The following is a 23,093-nucleotide window of genomic DNA, read 5'->3' as shown; positions in this document are numbered from 1 at the left end:
AGAAATATGAAAATAGAAATTTGGTCGGACATCATTTGTCCATTTTGTTATATTGGTCTGACAAAGCTCGAAATGGCACTTCAGGAATCCGCAAATAAGCCTGCGGCTGAAATTATCTGGAAATCTTATCAGCTTAACCCCGACTATCCCGAAGATGCACCGGCAATACCTACTTATGACTATCTCGTACAAACGAAAGGAATGAGTATAGATGATGTGGTTGCAATGACATCACAACTCAGTGCACAGGGAAGGGAGCTGGGAATTGCCCTGAATTTTGACAAAGCCGTTGTCGTAAATACACGAAAAGCGCATCGCCTGATCCATTTTGCCCAAGGCTACCAAAAAGGTACGCCAATTAAGAAAGCGTTGTTTAAAGCGCATTTTACAGACGGTCTAAATATTAATGACAACCAGGTTCTTACCCATATTGCGACTCAATACGAACTTCCTGCTCATGCAATTCAAAACTTGCTCGAATCGGATGAGTTTGCTTACGATGTTGCGCAAGATATCCAAGAAGGCGTTAACTTAGGACTGCGGGGAGTTCCCTTCTTTGTATTCGACCGAAAATATGCCATCCCCGGAGCACAGCCCATGGAAGTTTTTCATAATACCATAAATGAATGCTTAGCAAGCCAATCTGCTCCGCTGCAACAAAGAGGTGAAGAAGGCCCTTCATGTGATCCTGAAACAGGAAAATGTGAATAAACAAAGAAAAAAATCTTGTTTAATTTTACTATTTTCGCAAGCTTATAACGACAAACAAATTTGGTATAAATGCAGTTAACCAAACTAGAAATTAAAGGATTTAAGAGTTTCGGAGATAAAATCACGATCAACTTCAATGACGGTGTCACAGCGATTGTTGGCCCCAATGGATGCGGAAAATCCAATGTGGTCGATGCAATACGCTGGGTACTCGGAGAGCAGAGTACGAAGATGCTGCGCTCCGATAAAATGGAAAATATTATTTTCAACGGGACAAAAAATAGAAAGCCCGCAAATCTTGCAGAGGTATCGCTGACCTTCAATAATAACAATAATATTTTACCAACTGAATTCTCCACAGTTACTGTCACCCGAAAATTATTCCGAAACGGCGATAGTGAATATCGGTTGAATGATGTGAAATGTCGTTTAAAAGATATTACTGATTTGTTTCTGGATACCGGTGTGGGCGCGGATAGTTATTCCATTATTGAATTGAAAATGATTGACGAAATCATCAATAATAAAGATAACTCTCGTCGAAACCTATTTGAAGAAGCATCCGGAATTTCGAAATATAAAGTACGTAAAAAACAGACCCTAGCGAAATTAAGAGATACCGAAGCCGATCTTAGTCGTGTGGACGACCTGCTTTTTGAAATCACAAAAAACCTTAAATCGTTAGAGAATCAAGCTAAAAAAGCAGAGAAATACACCTTACTCAAGTCAGAATACCGACAGAGCAGTATCGATCTGGCCTATTATAAAATAGCAGATTTCTCGACAGAACTAGAACGGCTTCAGACACAAGAATCCAAAGTCCAAAAAGATGCACAAAATGCACAGCAGAATATCTTGAATGCGGAAAATGAACTCCAATCGCTCCGTCAAACAAATTTAGAGCAGGAAAAAAACCTGTCGGTACAGCAGAAAACGACACAGGAATTCGTAAATAAAATTCGTGGTTACGAATCTGAAAAAAAGATCAAAAACGAAAAGGTTAAAAATCTCCAAGATAAAGAAAATCGTCTAAGCATCGATATTAACAGCGACAAACAACAACTTAATCACGTAGTCTATACCATTAAGCGATTAAATGAAGAGTTATTTGACGAACAAAATAAACTGGACGGATTAAAAAGTAACCTGGAGTCGAATAAATCAGAAGTTGAAGAACTGCGAGGGCAGCAACAATCTGCAAAAGGAAAGCTTGATATTTTTAATAAAAGTAACGCCGATTTGCAAGCAAAGATCTATAAATTGGAAAAAGATCTTGCCGTGTTTACGATACAGAAAGAGGCTCTTTTACAAGAACTAATTCGCAATAGTGAGGATACCGAAGCGAAAGAAAATGAATTACAACAGTTCAATTCCGCTGTTGTAGAGCTGGAAGGTCGTGTAGAAGCACAGCAATTACAGTACGATGCGGCAAATCAACTGGAAGAAGAGCTCCAAGGGCAAATCAGTCAATGTCAAGCAAACTTAGAAGAATTCAAAGCCCAACTTGCCAAAGATCTTCGTCTGGTAGATGCGAAACAAAACGAATATAATCTGACTAAATCTCTCGTTGACAATTTAGAAGGTTTTCCAGACTCCATCCGTTTTTTAAAGAAAAATGCAGGCTGGAAAAAACAACCACCGCTTCTTTCAGATGTATTGTTTTGTCAGGAAGATTACCGAGTGGCTATCGAGAATTATCTCGAGCCCATTATGAACCATTATGTTGTCGATACACAACAGGATGCTGTTCAAGCCATTCAGCTACTAAGCGACGCCGCAAAAGGGCGCGCCAATTTCTTTGTTTTAGATGCAATAAAGACGACTCCTACCCCACCTCCTATACCGAATAATAATTTGATGTCGGCCTTGGATGTGATTACAGTAGACGAAAAGTACAGGTCTTTGTGCACCTTACTACTCCAACAGGTTTTCATCCTTAAATATGAACATGAAAAAGAACTGGATGAGAAACTTCCCGAATCAGGACAGGTAATTTTGCAAAAAAACGGACGTTATGCAAAACATCATTTGGGTCTGTCAGGTGGATCTGTAGGACTGTTTGAAGGAAAACGTATTGGCAGAGCTAAAAACCTCGAAGTACTATCCCAAGAGATCAAGACAATCAACCAAGAAATTGTAAAACTTGAAAATAAGATAACGGCCGAAACAGCTCGTCTAGAAACCTTAAGAGGCAATTCCCAGAAAGAGCTGATCAATGAGTTGCGCTTTCAGTTCAACCGGCTCAATAATGAATTAATTACAGTCAAAACAAAGCAAGAGCAATATCAAACTTTCATCAACAACTCCCAAACACGCAAAATAGATATTGAGGAGAAAATTACAGCGATCGAGTCGAATTTAAAAATTGCTGAGCCCCAAATACAAAATTTACGCTTAGAGAAGGAACAGAGCGTTCTCGAGTTAGCGCTGCTGCAAGACCAATTTCATGAAATCTCTGAAATACTCAACGAAAAATCGACTGTATATAATCAAGAGAATATTGCTTACCACCAACAGTTAAACAAAGTTTCTAATATCACCAAAGATCTGGAATTTAGAGAAACACAAAAAGACGACCACGAAATTCGTATCGAAAAAAATAGTGTAGAACTGGTTGAAGTGCAAGCAGCGCTGCGCACCACCATTCCATTTGAGGACGATGAAGATCAAGATCTTATCGCCATGTACGAGCAGAAGATCGCCTTAGAAGATGGACTGAAAGAATTGGAAGACAGTTATTATGCAGATAAGCAAAAAATCAATAACCTAGAAGATTCGTTAACGCAATTACGCCGTTTGAAAGAACAAAGCGATTTCCTTGTTTCCGAAATTAAAGATAAAAAAACAAGTCTTCAAATTGATTTGAATGCGTTAAAAGAACGCCTTTCCGTCGAATTCAACATTGAACTTAAAGACCTAATCGATCGAGAGGATGTACCTCAGCTTGTAGAAGACCAAGCTACACTGGCGGCAAAATGTAGTAAACTCAAAAAACAGCTTGACGAATTCGGTACCATCAACCTGATGGCCAAAGAGGCTTTCGATGAGATGAATGAACGTTATGATTTCATCAATAAAGAGAAAGCAGATTTGATCGAAGCAAAAGGTTCTTTGATGGCAACGATCAAAGAAATCGACGACACCGCTAAAGTTCAGTTCATGTTTACATTCGATGCAGTAAGAAATAATTTTGTCAAAGTATTCCGATCGTTATTTAACGAAGAAGATAGCTGTGATCTGATCTTAACAGACCCAAGCAATCCTTTGGATTCAGATATCGATATTATCGCTAGACCAAAAGGGAAAAGACCATTGTCTATTAATCAGCTATCGGGTGGCGAGAAAACATTGACTTCTACTGCCTTGCTATTCTCACTATATCTTTCCAAGCCAGCGCCATTTTGTATATTCGATGAGGTGGATGCTCCTTTGGACGATACCAACATCGATAAATTCAACAATATTATCCGGGATTTCTCTAAAAACTCACAATTTATAGTGGTCTCGCACAATAAGAAAACAATCGCAAGCACAGATATCATTTATGGAGTTACCATGGTAGAACAAGGTGTATCTCGAGTAGTGGCTGTGGATCTAAGGGAAGTGGCCTGACAACACAAAACAATATCTTAAAACAATGGCCGAGACTATAAATCTCGGCCTTTTTTTTAATCAATCTTCAAATCCAGTACCATCCCTCATCTATTTGAAAGAAGCATAATGCAATACCTAAACATATTCAACAATCCTATCTTGCGGCTATTGATAAATTATAATTAAATAGAAAGCCCAGAGTGGGGAACTCTGAGCTTTCGTTAGCCATATATTAACCTATTTATGAAAAGTATTTGTAGTAAAAACGATGCTTTTTTCTAATCATTATGTCGACAATGTCCGTTTAACATTTTTTAACATTTAGGGCATTCGTATGATAGCTAAAACACTAGCTCTCAAGGATACCGTCGGATTGTTAAAAAAAATAAAGCTCGAAGTGGGGAACTCCGAGCTAACCTAACCAATTATTAACCTAAATTTATGAAAAGTCTAATCTATTTGAACATCCATTTGGTGTTCTGATTAATAAACGTAATGTAGCCATATATTAGTATTACAATACATTAATTTTATTTGAAATTTGACATTTTTTAACAATTCAATAAGTAACTTTAATAAAAACGATCGATTAAATAAATATCCTATGGCAGAATACGATTTAAATGAACTTCAGAAGATCCACGAAAACAAAGATGTTTTAAATTACCTAGAGCAACATGGCATTCTTGAAATAAAAAAGTTCAACGATGTTTACGATTATGAAAAAGAGCTCTATGAACTACAGGTCAAGTTGTTGAAGCTCCAATACGAAATTATTGAAAAAGGAAAGCGGGTACTAATTATTTTTGAAGGTAGGGACGCTGCTGGCAAAGGCGGCACAATAGGCCGCGTAGCCCAATATTTAAATCCTAAAAAGATTCGCATTGTCGCATTACCGAAGCCAACCGAAGAAGAATCCGGACAGTGGTATTTTCAACGCTATATCAAACAGCTTCCTAATGCCGGAGAAATTGTAATTTTCGACAGAAGTTGGTATAACCGTGCTGTAGTTGAACCCATATTTGGATTCTGCACCAAAGAGCAACACGAATTATTTATGAGTCAGGTGCAAGAATTTGAAAAACAATTAATTGACGATGGAATCATTGTCATCAAGTTATTTCTGAGCATCAGCAAAGAAGAGCAGGCCGAAAGGTTAAAAGAGCGTCAGGAAGATATTCTTAAACGATGGAAAATAGGAACGCTCGACCAACAGGCACAGGAAAAATGGGATATTTACACCAATTATATTGAGAACCTCTTTAAGAAAACAGGATCAAAAAAATCACCCTGGTTTGAAATTGTTAAAGACAATAAGAAAAAAGCACGATTGTCGGCTATTAAGCTTATTATCAATACCCTTGTCGGAAGCGAACAGGAGCAAGTAGATTCTTTCGTTAAAAAACACGATTAAAGATTTTCATCCCCACCAAAAAAAATCGTACAACAAAAAGAGAAATCCCATGTTTACTTTTTTTGTTGTACGAATGCAAACTTAATTAAACGAGGACACTACGGTCAATCTTAGGACCTGCCGCGAGAACTGTCTCTGGCATCTCGTTATTAAATTTTTCAAAGTTTGCTATGAATAGTTTCGCCAAGCGTTTTGCCTGCATATCATAAGCCTCATCGTTATTCCATAATCCCCGGGCATCCATGATTTGCTCGGGAACATACGCTCCGCAACTGGTCGGATAATCTAAGCCAAAAATATCGTGTCTATTAAATTGAGATTCTAATAATGAACCATCGATTGCGGCTCGGATTAACGCTCTCGTATAGGCGAGTTTAATTCTTCGCCCTATTCCATAAGGACCTGCAATCCAGCCCGTATTCACTAACCAGACTTTGATATTACGATTCTGTTCAAGTTTTGAACGCAGCAACGCCGCATATTTCGCGGGATGAAGCGGCAAAAATGCCTGTCCAAAGCAAGTTGAAAATGCGGCCATAGGTTCCTTTACCCCCACCTCTGTACCCGCAACCTTTGCGGTATAGCCACTTACAAAATGATAGACAGCCTGGTCAGTAGACAACAATGAAATGGGCGGAAGTACACCAAAAGCATCCGCTGTCAAGAAAAAAATATGAGCCGGCTCATTGCCAATACCGCTTATTTCGGCATTTTCCATGAAATCTATTGGATAAGACACGCGCGTATTCTCGGTTTTACTGATGTCATTGTAATCAGGTTTATCCTGCTCATCCAAAACCACATTTTCCAGCAGCGAACCAAAACGAATGGCATGATAGATCTCCGGTTCCTTATCGGCTGTTAGACCAACGCATTTTGCATAACAACCTCCTTCAAAATTAAAAACTCCCCGTTCACTCCAACCATGCTCATCGTCCCCAATTAACCGCCTGTTTTTATCAGCAGACAGTGTCGTCTTTCCAGTACCCGAAAGACCAAAAAACAGTGCAGTATCTCCATCCTCGGAAGTATTGGCCGAACAGTGCATAGAAAGGACGTTATGCTCGAATGGTAAAATAAAATTCAAGATCGAAAAAATACTCTTTTTAATTTCCCCCGTATAACCCGTCCCAGCAATCAATACAATTTTCTTCGTAAAATCAATTGCAACAAAATTTTCGTTAAGGATACCATATGCATGCGGTTCTTTAATAAACAAGGTCGGAGCAGCTAAGATAGACCAAGGTGGCCGAACTTCTGGATTCGGCTCCTGACGTAAAAACAAGTTGTTGGCAAATATACTTTGATAAGCTGTCTCTGTTACAACACGGATACCAATTTGATAAATCGGATCGGCACCTGCAGCGCAATCTCTTATGTAGATATTTCGCTCAGCCAAGTGAGAGGCTACCAGCGAAAATAGCGCCTCAAAATGATCCGGAGACATCCGTTGATTGATTTCCCCCCACCATACACTGTGTTTAGTTAAAGAGTCCTCCACCAGGAAGCGATCTTTGGGGGACCTCCCCGTAAATCTTCCCGTATCAGCAGCAAGCGCTCCTGTATCAGAAAGCCTCCCCTCTTGATTTACCAAAGCATGTTGAACCAATTCAGAAACGGGTAATTGATAAAATACACGTTTCGTGCTATCAATTTTCAAATATTTCAAATCAGGCGCGTTTCCAATGTTACCCTTTTTCATATTTTTTGTTTGTTTTAAAATGTGCTCAAATTTAAAGGCAATTTTCGCTAAAAACAAAACATAATTATCTAAAAATCAAGCTTATTGTACAAAAAACACAAAATCAAAGCACTAACTATCAGCACCTTACAAGGTTAAAAAAAATTACATTTTTTAGCATATTTTTTTAGCAATTCAAGTTATGCTAATTAAAAAATATAATTTATTTTTCGTAAATTGTTCCATTCTTTACATATATTAATAAGAGTAAAATTTTGAGCTTAAGCAAACGTTGATTATGCAAAACAGCAAACAATGGTTATACGTACTGGTCAAAAAGTAAATACAAAATAAGAAGATGAAATTATATGCTATAGAAACGGGGTTCTTTAAACTCGATGGTGGTGCTATGTTTGGTGTGGTCCCTAAAAGCATCTGGAATAAAACAAACCCGGCCGATTCAAACAATATGTGTACCTGGGGAAATCGTCTGCTGCTCATCGAGGATAATAATCGATTAATGCTAGTCGACACGGGCCTTGGAGACAAACAAAATGAAAAATTTTTTAGCTATTATTACCTTCATGGTGATGCGACATTAGACAAATCACTAAAAAATATTGGATTTGACAGAAATGACATCACCGATGTTATCCTTACCCACCTACATTTCGATCATTGTGGTGGTGCCATAGCGCGAGAAGGTGATCAACTTGTTCCAGCCTTTAAAAACGCTCATTTTTGGAGTAATGCAGACCATTGGTCTTGGGCAACTAATCCCAACCCCCGGGAGAAGGCTTCTTTTCTAAAAGAGAATATTCTTCCGATACAAGAAAGCGGACAATTAAGGTTTGTTGAAGATGTACAAAATCCGTTCGGAAGCGATATCAGCATGCGCTATGCAAATGGCCACACAGAATCCATGATGTTACCTCAGGTCCAATACAAAGGAAAGACAATGCTGTATATGGCAGATTTACTCCCTTCGGTAGGTCATATACCTATTCCCTACGTGATGGGATATGATGTACGTCCGTTAGTTACTATGGAAGAACGCCATAGCTACTGGAACGAAATAGTAGATAACGAATATATCCTGTTTTTCGAACACGATTCAGTTCACGAATGCTGCACCCTACAACGTACCGAGAAAGGGATACGGGTAAAAGATATCTTTAAGTTGGACGAAATTTGAGGTGTACCTCGGTATAGTAAAAAAGCCATGTAAAAAAACAGGCTACTTTAAAGTAGCCTGTTTTTTTACATGGTTTTAAAACCTAAAGCCTAAAGCCCAGTAGTTTTCAAAGAACCAGATCTGTTGCGACGCCTTGTCTACCCCTCTTCTTCCAGTTGTACGAATGTTGGTTAGATCAGTCCATCCAGTTTTAAAATTTCCTTGAAGATACAGCCCTTTGTAAAAACGATAGTGCAGACCAACTTTTGCCGAAGCGCCATAACCTGCAATGTTCCAGAAGTGGTTTGCTCCCTCACCAAAAAGATGAACATCCGAACGCGGGATTAGTAAGCCTACATCTACACCAGATTCCATTGTCAGCACCTGTTGGCCCTTTCGATTGTTGATGATATCATCGTAACGCTCCAAGCCCACCGAAGCAAAATTATAACCGTCGGTGTGTTCAAATGTTAGCATAGCGGAATCTACCGTAATCAATTCACCATTATATTGACCGGCACGGTTTCCAGTCGGGATACCTGGATTAGAAATCTCTTCACCAATAAAACCTGAAATCTTTACCTGTTGAGGTATATCGACGACATATTTCATGTGGTCCCATCCCAATGAAATGGAATAATTATCTTTGATATAATAACCAAAATGAAGGTTAAATTGCGGGATCGTCAACCGACTTGGATCAAAATAAGTCGAACCAAATTTAGTTGGGCGATCGGCAGCTTTTACATCGTGAAGAATAAAATCATAATTGGGACCTGTGAAATGAATATCAGATTTTGCATAGGAAGAGAAGTTATACCCCCAAAAGAAAAAGAATTTCCCTTTATTACTTTCGGTTCTCAAATTTTTTGGTTTGAAAATACTCTTTCCTATTTCGGGATTTTCTTGTGCAAATAAAGCCGAAACGCTCAATGCAAGCGCTCCAATTGTTAAAAATATTTTTCTCATATCAGTGCTAAAAACGTTGGGCAAAAGTACCGGCATTCTATTTTATAAGCAAATAAATTCAATGAGAATTAGTAAAATATGACGAAGATCACAGAAATGTCATTCCAAAACAAAATAAAAAAGCCGCTTTACACGAAAGCGGCTTTTTTTGTATGCTAATCAGCACTATTGTGCTTGATTTTTGCGAATTATATTTAAGGCGCCACCAGCTTTAAACCACTCAATCTGTTGTGCATTGTACGTATGGTTTGCCAAGATCTCCTCTTGTGTTCCATCATCGTGGTGCAATACCAGCGTTAAGGGCTTACCTGGAGCAAATTCAGTTAAACCGATAATATCGATGGTATCGTTTTCCTGAATTTTATCATAATCGTCCTTATTTGCAAAAGTCAATCCCAACATTCCTTGCTTTTTCAAATTTGTCTCATGAATACGGGCGAAAGACTTAACCAATACCGCACGAACACCCAAATGACGAGGCTCCATTGCAGCATGCTCACGAGATGAACCTTCCCCATAGTTTTCGTCGCCAACGACAACTGAACCAATACCATGTGCTTTATAGTCACGTTGTGTTGCTGGCACAGGGCCATACTCGCCTGTCAATTGATTTTTAACATTATCTGTTTTCTCATTGAAGAAATTTACCGCACCGATCAACATATTATTTGAAATGTTATCCAAATGTCCACGGTATTTCAACCAAGGGCCAGCCATCGAAATATGGTCTGTCGTACATTTCCCCTTCGCTTTAATCAATAATTTCAAACCCTTCAAATCAGTGCCTTCCCATGCCGCAAAAGGTTGCAATAATTGGAGGCGGTCGGACGTAGGCGCCACATCAACGACAACGGAACTACCGTCAGCAGCCGGTGCTTGGTAACCCGGATCATCTACGGCGAATCCTCTGGTAGGTAATTCGTCCCCTACCGGTGGATCCAATTTCACCTGCTCACCTTTATTATTCGTCAACGTATCCGTCACTGGGTTGAAGCCCAGATCGCCAGAAATTGCAATTGCCGCTACCAGCTCAGGAGAAGCCACAAATGCATAGGTATTAGGATTACCATCCGCACGTTTCGCAAAGTTACGATTGAATGAGTGAACGATGGTATTTTTCTCTTGTTTATCAGCCCCTACACGATCCCACATACCAATACATGGACCACAAGCATTCGTAAATATCGTTGCATTCAGGTCTTCAAATGTTTTCAGCAAACCATCACGATCAGCTGTAAAACGAACTTGTTCTGACCCCGGATTTATACCAAATTCAGCTTTAGTAATCAAACCTTTATCAACCGCTTGTTTTGCTATAGAGGCGGCACGTGACAAATCTTCATAGGATGAGTTTGTACATGAACCGATCAATCCCCATTCCACTTTTAAAGGCCAGCCATTTCTTTCAGCCTCTTCACGCATCCGAGACACTGGCGTATACAAGTCTGGTGTAAAAGGACCGTTGAGCGATGGCTCTAATTCGGATAGATTAATTTCGATGAGCTGATCAAAATACTGTTCTGGATTAGCATAAACTTCAGCATCCGCTGTCAAATGTTGTTTAATCGCATTTGCCGCGTCAGCGACTTCGGCACGTCCCGTAGCACGTAGGTAGCGCTCCATGGATTCGTCATAACCGAAAGTCGAAGTTGTCGCACCAATTTCAGCACCCATGTTACAAATGGTTCCCTTACCTGTACAAGATAGCGACTCTGCTCCCTCGCCAAAATATTCCACAATCGCTCCAGTTCCACCTTTTACGGTCAAGATACCAGCAACTTTAAGGATAACATCTTTGGCAGCAGCCCATCCGCTTAACTTACCAGTCAATTTAACACCGATTAATTTCGGGAATTTCAGCTCCCATGGTAGTCCAGCCATCACATCACAGGCATCAGCACCGCCGACACCAATAGCAACCATACCCAAACCACCGGCATTAACCGTATGTGAGTCTGTACCGATCATCATTCCTCCCGGAAAAGCATAGTTTTCCAAAACAACCTGGTGAATAATACCTGCTCCGGGTTTCCAAAAACCGATACCATACTTATTAGAAACAGAACTCAAAAAGTTAAATACTTCAGAGCTTTCATTTTTAGCACGGGCCAAATCCTTATCTGCCCCTTCCTTTGCCTGAATCAAGTGATCACAGTGAACGGTAGAAGGAACTGCAACTTTGGGACGTCCAGCTTGCATAAATTGCAATAACGCCATCTGAGCAGTAGCGTCCTGCATAGCAACGCGATCAGGGGCGAAGTCAACATAAGAAACGCCACGCTTATAATCCTCAGTAGCATTGCCATCCCAAAGGTGTGCATACAATATTTTCTCAGATAAAGTCAAAGGTTTATTAACCACCTGACGAGCAGCAGCAATGCGCTCGTCATAACGGCTATAGACCTTTTTAATCATATCAATATCAAAAGCCATATCTCTCTAATTTATTTGTTTAATTAAGTTACTAAACACTAATTATTACTATTTTGTCGGAATAGGTGCAAATTTTGTCAAGTTAATTCCTTCGACAGCAGCTTTATATTCGTCAATGTTCGGAATACGACCCAAGATAGCTGATAACACAACTACAGGAGTCGATGCCAGCAAAGACTCTCCTTTCTTACCGTCTCTGTCCTCCACGACACGACCTTGGAATAAACGTGTTGAAGTCGCCATGACTGTATCCCCTTTTGCGGCTTTCTCCTGATTACCCATACAGAGGTTACAACCCGGGCGCTCTAGATACATAATATTCTCATATTCTGTACGTGCAGTACTTTTAGGTAGTGCATCGCTAAATTCAAATCCAGAGTATTTTTGCAGGAATTCCCAGTCGCCCTCTGCTTTCAACTCATCAATAATATTATAAGTGGGGGCTGCGACGACCAAAGGAGCCTCAAAAGTAACTGCGCCTTTTTGTTTTTCAATGTTCTTCAACATTTTAGAAACGATCTTCAAATCGTCTTTGTGAACCATACACGAACCGACGAAACCTAAATCTACTTTTTTGTTTCCACCGTAGTAAGAAAGGTCGCGAATCGTATCGTGTGTATAACGTTTGGAAACGTCTGCATTATTCACATCTGGGTCAGCGATCATCGGTTCTTCAATGATATCCAGATCAATAACAACTTCAGCATAATATTTCGCATTTGTATCCGGAGTTAAAGCAGGCTTAGCGCCAGATTTAATTTCCTCAATACGTTTGTTAGCCTTCTCAATTAAGCCCTGCAAAACATTGTTTTTGTTTTCCATGCCTTTATCGATCATAATCTGAATACGTTTTTTAGCGATCTCCAAGGATTGGATTAAGGTATCATCTTGCGAGATACAAATGGAAGCTTTCGCTTTCATTTCTGCTGTCCAGTCTGTAAATGTAAACGCCTGATCAGCCAAAAGCGTACCAATGTGAACCTCTATAATCCTACCTTGGAAGACGTTCTCTCCAGCAAATTGCTGCAGCATCTGCGCTTGGGTAGCGTGAACAACATCACGGAAATCCATATGTTCTTTCATACTCCCTTTAAAGGTAACTTTTACCGACTCAGGAATTGGCATCGAAGCCTCCCCTGTAGCCAACGCTAATGCAACCGTGCCAGAGTCAGCACCAAAAGCTACACCTTTGGACATCCGCGTATGGGAGTCCCCACCAATAATGATGGCCCATTCGTCGATAGTGATATCGTTTAAAACTTTATGAATAACATCAGTCATGGAATGATATACGCCCTGTGGGTCACGCGCAGTGATTAATCCAAAGTCATTCATAAATTTCATCAGTTTTGGAATATTTGCTTGCGCTTTTTTATCCCATACAGATGCGGTATGACAACCCGATTGATAAGCACCATCCACTGTTGGCGAAATGACCGTAGCAGCCATGGCCTCCAACTCCTGTGCGGTCATCAAACCAGTTGTATCTTGAGAACCAACAATGTTTACTTTAACGCGAACATCAGAACCTGCGTGTAAGACTTTACCAGGTGTAACACCGACCGCATTTTTGTTGAAGATTTTCTCTACTGCTGTCAAGCCTTGTCCTTCAATAGTAATCTCTTTTGAAGGAGCAAATACGGTAGGCGCTTGAATGCCCAAGGTCTCTGCAGCAAATGTTTGGATCTTTTTACCAAAAACAATCGCATAAGAGCCACCGGCTTTAATAAATTCCATTTTCTGTGGAGTCAAAGCTTTCGAAATATCGATCAGCTCACGCTCGCCATGATATAATTTCTTCGTCTTTGTATTAATGGTTAAAACAGTGCCTGTTGCAACAGAGTAAGCTTCTTCAAGAATGGGTTCGTTTTTCTCGTTACGCACAACATTACCCTGCTCATCCACTTTCTTCACCCAGTTTTTCAAGTCGATACCAATACCACCGGTCACATCTACCGTTGTCAAGAAAATTGGCGAAATACCATTCGTACCACCTACAATCGGCGCAATATTGACAAAAGGAACATAAGGACTTGCTTGTTTACCGGTCCAAAGTGCCACATTATTTACTCCCGACATACGAGAGGAACCTACACCCATCGTTCCTTTCTCAGCAATCAGCATAACACTTTTACCTGGATGTTGCGCCTGCAATTCACGAATGTGCTGCTGCGCTTCAGGTGTGATCATACATTTACCATGTAATTCACGATCCGAACGTGAGTGCGCCTGATTTCCCGGGGATAATAAATCTGTTGAAATATCACCCTCACCCGCAATAAAAGTAACCACTTCAATTTCTTCCGGCACGTCAGGTAGCTTCGTGAAAAACTCCGCTTTTGCATAGCTTTCCAAAATATCTTTAGCGACTTCGTTACCTTGCTGATAAGCATCTTTCAAACGAGCTGTATCAGCATCATATAAGAAAACTTGTGTTTTAAGCACTTCTGCAGCTTGCTTTGCAATCACTACATCGTCACCCAAAGCTAAATCTAATAACACCGCAATAGAAGGTCCACCCTTCATATGAGACAATAACTCAAAAGCAAAGTCAGGTGTAATTTCAGCAACAACAGATTCGCCTAAAATAATTTCCTTCAAAAATTGAGCTTTAACGCCAGCAGAAGGGGTCGTGCCCGGCAGTGTATTATAAATAAACAATCGTAAAGAATCTGCTCTATTATCGTTGTTTAAATCCTTAATCTGAGCAATTACTTCACTTAGTAATTCTGCTCCATCAATTGGCTTAGGATGTAAACCCTGGCCTTCTCGTTCTACAACCTCTTGTACGTAATCGTTGTAAATACTCATAGATATCTATCTTTCTATTTTAAGGGTAGCCAAAAAGACACGATGTCTTGCTAAACCACCTTGACTGTAATATAATTAAGCTAATAAGCCATCTATCGGTTTCCCGAACAAATCACAATTTAGCCCTTCCACTTCATGTTTGAAGTTAACTTATTTGTCGTAAATCAACTCCTATGACTAAATACAAAAATAGTGAAAATACAGCTTTAAACGCATGCGTTACATCTATTTAAATCAATTTGGAATTGTTCTAAACAGCATTTGTGCAATCATGCCCGTTTTTTTCCTATCCGCTATTTCTACTGCCTCACGTTCAAAAAAAATAGGTGATTTATTTGACTAAACCACCTATCCTTTTTATATCGTTTCTACATGTATATCAATGTCTTTCAGCGCTTTGACAGTTTCCAAAGGATCTGTGGCATTAAACACAAATGAACCGGCCACCAACACATCTGCCCCAGCTTTCAATAGCTGTGCTGCATTCGCAGTCGTTACTCCCCCGTCGATTTCAATCAACAGGCCATCGTTCACACCCGCAGCCATCGCTCGTAACTCCTGAACCTTAGCATAGGTGTTATTAATGAATTTTTGACCACCAAATCCCGGATTGACCGACATGATGCAAACCAAGTCTAAATCCGCTAGCACATCTTTCAGAAGAGCCACCGGAGTGTGTGGATTCAATGCAACCCCAGCTTTACACCCCAACTCTTTAATAGCAGCCAGTGTACGATGCAAATGTGTACAGGCCTCGTAATGCACAGTAATAATTGCTGCGCCTGAATCTTTACATACTTGCAAATAACGGTCTGGATCAACAATCATCAAATGTACATCCAACGGTTTAGTTGCATGTTTTGCAATAGCCTGCATAACTGGAAATCCAAAAGAGATATTAGGAACGAAAACGCCGTCCATAATATCAATATGAAACCAATCTGCGTCGCTGTTGTTTACCATGATAATATCATCGTATAATTTTGCAAAGTCTGCAGCAAGAACGGATGGTGCAATGAGATGTGATTTTGTTGACATGTTGTATTTTTTCTGCAAAGATAACAAGTATTTTTTGTTCATCACAGCCTTTACACTATTTAATGCCCATAAACGAAAATTGGCAGAAGCTGCAGAAAATAAATTATAACTACATTTGTATATTTACAGCATATAAAAATAAAGCTCGCAGTGGGAAGACTAAAAATAAAATATAGAAGAGAATTAAATACAACGGAAAACCTTGTCCGCAAAATTGGATTAATACTTATTACCATCTTTTTGATCTGTATATTTCTTCCCAAACAACCCCGTTTCCGCTATGAATTTCAAAAAGGTAAAGTATGGAATCACGAAAATCTAATATCGCCCTACAATTTTGCCATATTAAAAACGCAAGAAGAATTGAATGCGGACAAGAAAAGTATCTTAAATACCATTCAGCCTATCTACAATGCCAATACAACCACCAGCAAAGAGCAAATTGATCAATTCAACACCGATCTGGCCGAAAAGTGGCAGAGCAGCAAATTAGATACGACACATGAAAATATAGCGGATTATAGAAATGCCGGAAACGCCATCCTCAATCATCTCTATAGCAAAGGTATCCTATCGTTGAACAATAGATTTCAAAACCGTAGTAACGACAAATCCCCAGCCTCTAAGCATTATAATTTTACGCTCATTCAAGACAAAGTCGCCAGCCAAAAAAATACGGCCGACTGCTATACGATCGAGAGCTCCTACAGTTATATGGACGACATTATGCCCAAACTGACCAAAATAAAACAAAAGAGCTGGCTGGTGGAGACACTAAAAAACTATATTACCATTAACTACATTTATAATGATCAGCAGACAGAGGCCTTGGAACAAAACGCGATTGCCAACATTTCAGCTACGCGTGGCGTTGTCCAAAAAGGGGAACTGATAGCCGAAAAAGATAAAATAATTTCCAATGAAACCTACCAAAAGCTTGAATCGTTACGTAAGGTATACGAAGACGAAGGCAAGATCAGTGGCAACCAAAATTATGTGACTTTAGGTCAATTTTTGATCATTTCACTGGCGCTTTCTATTTTGATGGTGTTCCTTTTTCTGTTTCGAAAAGACATCTATTTTAACAACAGATTGCTCGTCATTATCATGATCGTCATCATCGGTATGCTTGCCGTTTTATCCTGGGCCATTAAAATCAAAATACCCAACCTTTACTATATACCGTTTTGTGCGGTCCCCATTATCATTCGTATTTTATTTGACACACGTGTGGCGCTCAATATCCATCTATTGATGGTGCTATTAGCAGGATTATTCGTCCCAAATAGCTTTGAATTTGTTTTTCTACAATTTATGGCGGGTATAGTTGCGATCTACAGTATCAAAACATTGGTTAAAAGAGAGCAATTGTTTATTTCATCGGCAATCATTCTGGGAACCTACTGGATTGCCTATATTGGATTGGTGGTGACCAGAAATGGTTCCATTGACACGATCTATTGGTCCGACCTCCTTCCATTCTTCGTCAGCGTATTGATTACGCTCCTTGCCTACCCCATGATTTATGCCTTTGAAAAATTGTTTGGTATCGTGTCTGACCTTACCCTCATGGAGCTTACTAACAGTAATTCCAAATTGCTAAGAGAACTTTCTTTCAAAGCCCCGGGGACCTTTCAGCATTCCTTACAGGTAGCTAATCTTGCGGAAGCGGCAATTTATAAAATTGGTGGAAATCCACTACTGGTACGTGCCGGAGCACTCTATCATGATATCGGCAAATTGACTAACCCTCAATTTTTCATCGAGAATCAAAAGACAGAAAAGAATCCTCACGACGAGCTATCCCCTGAACAAAGCGCACAGATTATTATTTCGCACGTCATAAAGGGTGTCGATATTGCTAAAAAACATCAATTGCCAGACGTTATCCTTGATTTTATCCGCACGCACCATGGCACTACCCGTGTAGATTATTTCTATAACCTTTTCGTGAAGAACAATCCGGATAAATTGGTGGACGAGTCGTTATTTACCTATCCAGGCCCCATTCCTTTTTCAAAGGAAACAGCAGTGCTCATGATGGCAGACTCCGTTGAAGCTGCGTCCCGCGCATTAAAAGAGCCATCCGAAGAGTCCATCAATAATCTTGTGGATAAGATTATTGAACACAAATTGATGCGTGGACAGTTCAACAATAGTAACATTACCTTAAAAGATATCACCGAATCTGCGGTTATTTTTAAGGCGATGCTCAAAAGTATCTATCATGTTCGGGTGGATTACGATTTAAGCAAAAAAACAATATAATTTTAATTGCCAAACAACAAATTGACTGTCAAACGCTTATTGCAACGTTACATTTTTTTTGCATTTTTTTTATTATTTAGACTTTGCAGAATCAAATAATTGCTTTATGTTTGCAATGTCAAAACGAGGAGAGGTGCCTGAGTGGCCGAAAGGAACAGTTTGCTAAACTGTCGTACTGGAAACGGTACCGCGGGTTCGAATCCCGCCCTCTCCGCAAAAGACAAAAAAAGCTTTCTGATAAATCAGAAAGCTTTTTTACATTTAAGCAGTTAGAAATTGCGCGGCACCGGGATTTCCTGCACTTTACTTTCCCTAAAATCCTTCATACTTTTGGGTTCCTTAGCTTCCAATTCTGCAAAATCCACAACACCGTTTTCTTTCGCCCACTGGAAATAAGCAGTAGACAAATGAGACACGACGTCGTGATGCTGTCCGGCAACATCGTTCCGTTCAGTAGGATCCTGCGCAAGATCATAAAGTTCCCATTTATAGGACGGCCAGCTCGATACAAGTTTCCATTTTCCAATACGTGCAGCTCGATTACCAGCGCGCTCCCAAAATAAACCTTCTTGTCGCCGAACGGTATCTTGATTTTGGAACAAAACCTGAAGCAAACTCTTTCCTGGTAAAGCATTCGCCTTATGCCCCTCGTATTCTTTTGGATATACCGCACCAACCAAATCGTAAAAAGTTGGTGCCAGATCAATGACGTGACCAGTGCCCTGCTTGACGCCTTTCGCGATTTTACCAGGAAACCAAGCTATAAATGGGGTATTAATCCCACCTTCATAGGTATAATCTTTAAATGCTTTAAAAGGTGTATTGGAGGCATATGACCAATTTTTACTCTGCGATTCATAAGAACCCAGTGTCCCAACCGGTCCTTTATTTATCCGGGCGCCATGATACCAGCGAACAAGATCTTCGGCCGGCGCACCGTTGTCTGACAAGAAAACAATCAGTGTATTGTCCAATTGTCCGTTGTCTTTTAGCTTATCTAACAATTTTCCTATAGTCTGATCCAATCTGTCGACCATAGCCGCAAACACTTCCATTTTTTTTGCCCACAGCTTTTTTTGATCAAATGATAATCGTGACCAATCGTAAATATCCGCATCAACAAGCGATGGTTGGGTCGCTTGGGATACCAGTCCTAATTGTTTCTGGCGTTCAAAGCGCTCTTGACGTATCACCTCCCACCCACTGTCATACCGGCCTTTATATTTGGCGATATCTTGCGGCAACGCTACTAATGGCCAATGTGGGGCTGTATGTGCCAAATAGAGAAAAAAAGGTTTATCCTGCGTTTTGATTTGATCCAAAAACGCCTCAGCTTGACGATTGATTACCTCTGTCGAAAATGAACCTTCCAAGGGATAGCCTTCAGAATCGGTTTGTTCATGAAAAGTCGGCGCGCCTGAATCTGCATTTTTTTCCACTCTTGGAAATACCAAATCAAAACCGCGCTCCCAGGGCAAACTTTTCCCTTTTCCAGACACGTGCCATTTACCCGAGGTTGCCGTGATATAACCATTCAACCGGAGGACTTCGGCAATGGTCAGTGATTCCGAATTAATATAACCCTGATAGGCAGGCAGTCCGAGATCGTTGGAAAAATACCCAACGCCAGCTTTGTGTTGATATTGCCCTGTGATTAGGGAGGCCCTTGTCGGCGCACATATCGAATTGTTATAAAATTGCGTCAGCTTTAGCCCTTCATTGGCTAAACGATCCAAATTGGGTGTAGAAATTTCCGAACCGTATGCTCCAATATCGGAATAGCCTAAATCATCGGCCAAAATCAAAATGATATTTGGCTTTCTTTGTTGTGCATAACCTAACAGTGTAGCAACCACAAGGTATAATGTCAAAATTATCTTTTTCATGTTCTTCATTTATAGTCCTATCGAAATTGATTGTTTGTTTTTAAACGCTTGTAATCCACAACGGAATTCTCTTCAGCCCAGGCTTTATACCTTGCTTCGAGATCTTTCACGATAGCTGGATAACGGCTAGCAAGATTGTTGTTTTCGCTTCGGTCTTCATCGATATTGTATAATTCGGGTTTGTTACCATCCTTAAATAAAGAAACTAATTTCCATTTACCATATCGCACGGCACGATTGCCTGCACGTTCCCAAAATAGCGGAACATGCCGATCGACCTGATTGCTATCTGAACGCAATAGCGGTCTCAAACTCAACCCCGGAAGTGTATTTATCGCCGTGTCGCCGACATGTTCGGGATAGGTCGCACCTGCAAAGTCATACAAGGTGGGAGCGATATCAATAAGATGGCCTCCACCCTTCTTAATCACGTTTTTCCGCACCTCTTTTGGGTACCACACAATGAAGGGGGCACCAATGCCACCTTCATACGGATTATCTTTGTAACTTCTCAAAGGTGAGTTTCCGGTTTGGGACCAATTGCTGTTTTGCACATCATAGGAACCTGGTAATCCGACAGTCTCTGTATTCCTTGCCGTATACACGCGTGTACGATCCCCGCCCTGGGCACCGTTATCCGACAAAAAAATGATTAGTGTATTCTTATCTTTTTTTAGCTCTTTTAACGTTTTTCTTATGCGGCCGATACTCTGATCCATGCGATCAATCATGCCGGCAAAGACCTGTTGCCGACGTTGCCAATACTGCTGCTCATCATAGGTCAATTTATCCCAGTTTTGTACGGTCGAGTCCTTTTTTGCAATGCCCTGCCCTAGCGGGAACACACCTTTTTGCTGCGCATTTTCATAACGTTGCGTACGCAGGCTATCCCATCCCCCACGATAGACTCCTTTATACTTTTGAGTTTCTTCTTCTGGTGCCTGCAGGGGCCAATGTGGGGCATTGAATGCCAAATACAGGAAAAATGGTTTTTTATCTTTCTGCTGTTCTTTCAGAAAACCAATGGCTTGATCCGTGATCTCATCTGTCAAATAACGTCCCTTTGGCAAATAAAAGGGTTTATTATTCCGGATGAGCGGTACTGTTGCCTGCTCCGGTCCATTTACTTCATAAAAATTGGACGCCCCGCCAACAAAATTGAAAGACCGCTCAAACCCGCGCTGTGCCGGCCACTGATCGTAATCATCACCCACATGCCATTTTTCCGATATAATAGTGGAGTAGCCGGCCTGTTTCAAAACCTCAGCCAGCGTCCGTGACTCCCGATTTAAAAAACCCTGATAGGCAGGCAGCCCAAGATTCACATTAAAATAACCTACACCTGCGCGATGCGCATACTGTCCCGTCAATAAAGAAGCACGCGTAGGGGCACAAATGGAATTGTTATAAAATTCCTGAAATATCGTTCCTTCTTTAGCCAAGGCAGTCAAATTGGGGGTCTGCAGGTCCGTTCCTCCATAGGGCTCTATATCCGAAAAACCCAGATCATCTACCAAAATCAATACAATATTCGGTCGATTGTCCTGTCCCCAGCTTATCCTTGGTAAGATGGTTAGGCAAAGTGCAACTAATAAATATGTCGTTTTCATCTACTTAAAATTTGATTAATACCTTATCGATTGATCCAATCGGGGTGCTGCGAGAGATTAGGATTGAGATTCAGTTCCCGTTGTGGCGTCGGAAAATGAATATGGCGAGCCGATGCATTCGTCTTGCCGGCAGCTTTCAGCTTAGCAACATAATAGGTAGCTCCCCTGCGAACCAAATCAAACCACCGTTGATATTCGTAAACAAGCTCCTTTCTGCGCTCCTCAAAAACCAATTCTCTAAAAGCATCCTTCGTTTCCGTAACGGATACTTCGTCTATTCCTGCACGACGACGTACCGCATTAATCGCATTACGCGCTTCTAAAGTCGGCCCGTTCAACTCATTTTCGGCCTCTGCAAAAATTAGCAATACCTCCGCATAACGGATGATCGGCGTATTTTTGGAAGACTGCCCCTGATTTCCTACAACCGTTTCATCATAATATTTACTAAATTGCGGTTTGTTTAAGGCATAGTATTTACCATCTATTGGGGACACCATTCCCGTTGTAAAGGTCACAGAAAGACGTTTGTCATGTGTTGCAAAGCTTTTATATAATCCTCCTTCGCTATGAAGCGCATCTGCATAATCCCCATTTATGCCAGGAATATCGGCTGGCGCAGATCTACTGGCCAATGAATTCCCCTGATAGCCACTATTGCCTTTAAATTGAGCTGAAAATATATGTTCAATGCCATTTTTCTCCCCAGTATTAAAGACATCGGCAAAATCTTGGAAAAGCGCATAACCTTCTTTATCGATAACTTCCTTCGCTAATAATTTTGCATTGGCCCAATCCCCTCGCGTCAGATAGACTTTAGCCAAAAGACTTTTGGCTGCTCCAGCAGTGGCGCGTCCTTTATCTGATTCCGAATAAGACTTATAGTTAGGCAGCGCCGAAGCAGATTTTAAATCTGCTATTATCAATCCATACACCGCATCCTCTGTCGCTTTGGCCACATAGAGTTCTTGAGGAGATAAAGACTCTACTGGGCTCGTTACCAGTGGAACTGGTCCAAACCAACGCACTAAATTAAAGTAGTGGAGTGCCCTCAAAAATTTCGCTTCGTTGATCACACGCTGTTGGAGAGTTGGATCGATCTGACTTGCAGACAGCACACTTATTTTAGCAATATTGACATTTGAAGCATTGATCGCATCGTAACTCTGCTTCCAGAGCTGTTCCATACGGTCATTGGATGCATCATGGGTTAGATTGCTCAGCGCTCTAACATGTGCATTTCTAGCCCTCGGCCCTGCTTCATAATCATCTGTGGCCATTTCAACACCAATCTGGAGCAAGCTGTTGTACAAAGACTGTCCAGTTTCATATAACTTTCTGTAAGTTCCTGTCACTGCAGCTATGGCTTGATCCTGATTAAGATAATATTGCTCCGAAACCAAAGCACTTGCGGGATCCTCCTCCAATTTCGAGCAGGAAATTGCCGTTAGAAGAATCAGAATGACAGTGGGTAAAACATGTATTTTTTTCATTTGATAAATTG

At 40.6% G+C, this 23,093-nt stretch carries 13 protein-coding genes and 1 tRNA gene; 6 read left to right on the top strand and 8 right to left on the bottom strand.

From position 1 onward, the window contains the following. Positions 1–6 precede the first annotated feature (6 nt). The 3 genes from B3139_RS15760 to ppk2 all read left to right on the top strand — a co-directional run bounded on the left by B3139_RS15760 (position 7) and on the right by ppk2 (position 5,719). Positions 7–711: a DsbA family oxidoreductase gene (locus tag B3139_RS15760; protein WP_293884537.1), complete on the top strand. Its 705-nt coding sequence runs from the start codon at positions 7–9 to the stop codon at positions 709–711. A gap of 69 nt (positions 712–780) precedes the next feature. Further along, positions 781–4,323, top strand: a complete 3,543-nt coding sequence (gene smc, locus B3139_RS15755) for a chromosome segregation protein SMC (RefSeq protein WP_293884536.1) — start codon at positions 781–783, stop codon at positions 4,321–4,323. 586 nt (positions 4,324–4,909) lie between these two features. Beyond that, complete coding sequence (ppk2, locus tag B3139_RS15750) at positions 4,910–5,719, top strand: polyphosphate kinase 2 (RefSeq protein WP_293884535.1); 810 nt, start codon at positions 4,910–4,912, stop codon at positions 5,717–5,719. Between the two features lie 85 nt (positions 5,720–5,804). Here ppk2 and pckA read toward each other — a convergent pair whose 3' ends face one another. Continuing rightward, complete coding sequence (pckA, locus tag B3139_RS15745) at positions 5,805–7,421, bottom strand: phosphoenolpyruvate carboxykinase (ATP) (RefSeq protein WP_293884534.1); 1,617 nt, start codon at positions 7,419–7,421, stop codon at positions 5,805–5,807. Positions 7,422–7,758: 337 nt separating this feature from the next. On the opposite strand from pckA, the gene B3139_RS15740 reads away from it, so the two are divergent. Then, complete coding sequence (locus tag B3139_RS15740; RefSeq protein WP_293884533.1) at positions 7,759–8,595, top strand: MBL fold metallo-hydrolase; 837 nt, start codon at positions 7,759–7,761, stop codon at positions 8,593–8,595. A 75-nt stretch (positions 8,596–8,670) separates the two neighbouring features. Here B3139_RS15740 and B3139_RS15735 read toward each other — a convergent pair whose 3' ends face one another. The 4 genes from B3139_RS15735 to rpe all read right to left on the bottom strand — a co-directional run bounded on the left by B3139_RS15735 (position 8,671) and on the right by rpe (position 15,825). Continuing rightward, positions 8,671–9,543: a hypothetical protein gene (locus B3139_RS15735; RefSeq protein ID WP_293884532.1), complete on the bottom strand. Its 873-nt coding sequence runs from the start codon at positions 9,541–9,543 to the stop codon at positions 8,671–8,673. 165 nt (positions 9,544–9,708) lie between these two features. Continuing rightward, complete coding sequence (locus B3139_RS15730) at positions 9,709–11,976, bottom strand: aconitate hydratase (RefSeq protein ID WP_209579151.1); 2,268 nt, start codon at positions 11,974–11,976, stop codon at positions 9,709–9,711. Between the two features lie 48 nt (positions 11,977–12,024). After that, positions 12,025–14,787 (bottom strand): bifunctional aconitate hydratase 2/2-methylisocitrate dehydratase, encoded by a 2,763-nt coding sequence (locus B3139_RS15725; protein WP_209579150.1) that lies wholly within the window; start codon positions 14,785–14,787, stop codon positions 12,025–12,027. A gap of 357 nt (positions 14,788–15,144) precedes the next feature. Then, a complete protein-coding gene (gene rpe / locus B3139_RS15720; protein WP_209579149.1) occupies positions 15,145–15,825 on the bottom strand; it encodes a ribulose-phosphate 3-epimerase in 681 nt (226 codons plus the stop codon). A gap of 150 nt (positions 15,826–15,975) precedes the next feature. Here rpe and B3139_RS15715 point away from each other — a divergent pair, with 150 nt between their 5' ends. Together B3139_RS15715 and B3139_RS15710 are read left to right on the top strand one after the other, a co-directional pair. Further along, the gene (locus tag B3139_RS15715) at positions 15,976–18,093 is read left to right on the top strand and encodes an HD family phosphohydrolase (protein WP_293884531.1); all 2,118 of its coding nucleotides are present in this window, start codon (positions 15,976–15,978) and stop codon (positions 18,091–18,093) included. Between the two features lie 127 nt (positions 18,094–18,220). After that, a tRNA-Ser gene (locus B3139_RS15710) sits at positions 18,221–18,307 on the top strand. A gap of 55 nt (positions 18,308–18,362) precedes the next feature. Here the strand turns inward: B3139_RS15710 and B3139_RS15705 are convergent. Genes B3139_RS15705 through B3139_RS15695 form a run of 3 tightly spaced genes read right to left on the bottom strand, consistent with a single transcriptional unit; the run spans position 18,363 to position 23,082 of the window. Continuing rightward, positions 18,363–19,979, bottom strand: a complete 1,617-nt coding sequence (locus B3139_RS15705; protein ID WP_293884530.1) for an arylsulfatase — start codon at positions 19,977–19,979, stop codon at positions 18,363–18,365. A gap of 17 nt (positions 19,980–19,996) precedes the next feature. Beyond that, complete coding sequence (locus B3139_RS15700) at positions 19,997–21,589, bottom strand: arylsulfatase (RefSeq protein WP_293884529.1); 1,593 nt, start codon at positions 21,587–21,589, stop codon at positions 19,997–19,999. A 23-nt stretch (positions 21,590–21,612) separates the two neighbouring features. Next, positions 21,613–23,082 carry a RagB/SusD family nutrient uptake outer membrane protein gene (locus B3139_RS15695; RefSeq protein WP_293884528.1) on the bottom strand — a complete coding sequence of 490 codons (1,470 nt, stop codon included), beginning with the start codon at positions 23,080–23,082 and terminating at the stop codon, positions 21,613–21,615. Between the last annotated feature and the right edge of the window lie 11 nt (positions 23,083–23,093).

Origin of the sequence: Sphingobacterium sp. UBA1498 (assembly GCF_002325125.1) — a bacterium.
Classification (GTDB): Bacteria; Bacteroidota; Bacteroidia; order Sphingobacteriales; family Sphingobacteriaceae; genus Sphingobacterium.
This window is presented reverse-complemented; position numbering and strand designations above follow the sequence as displayed.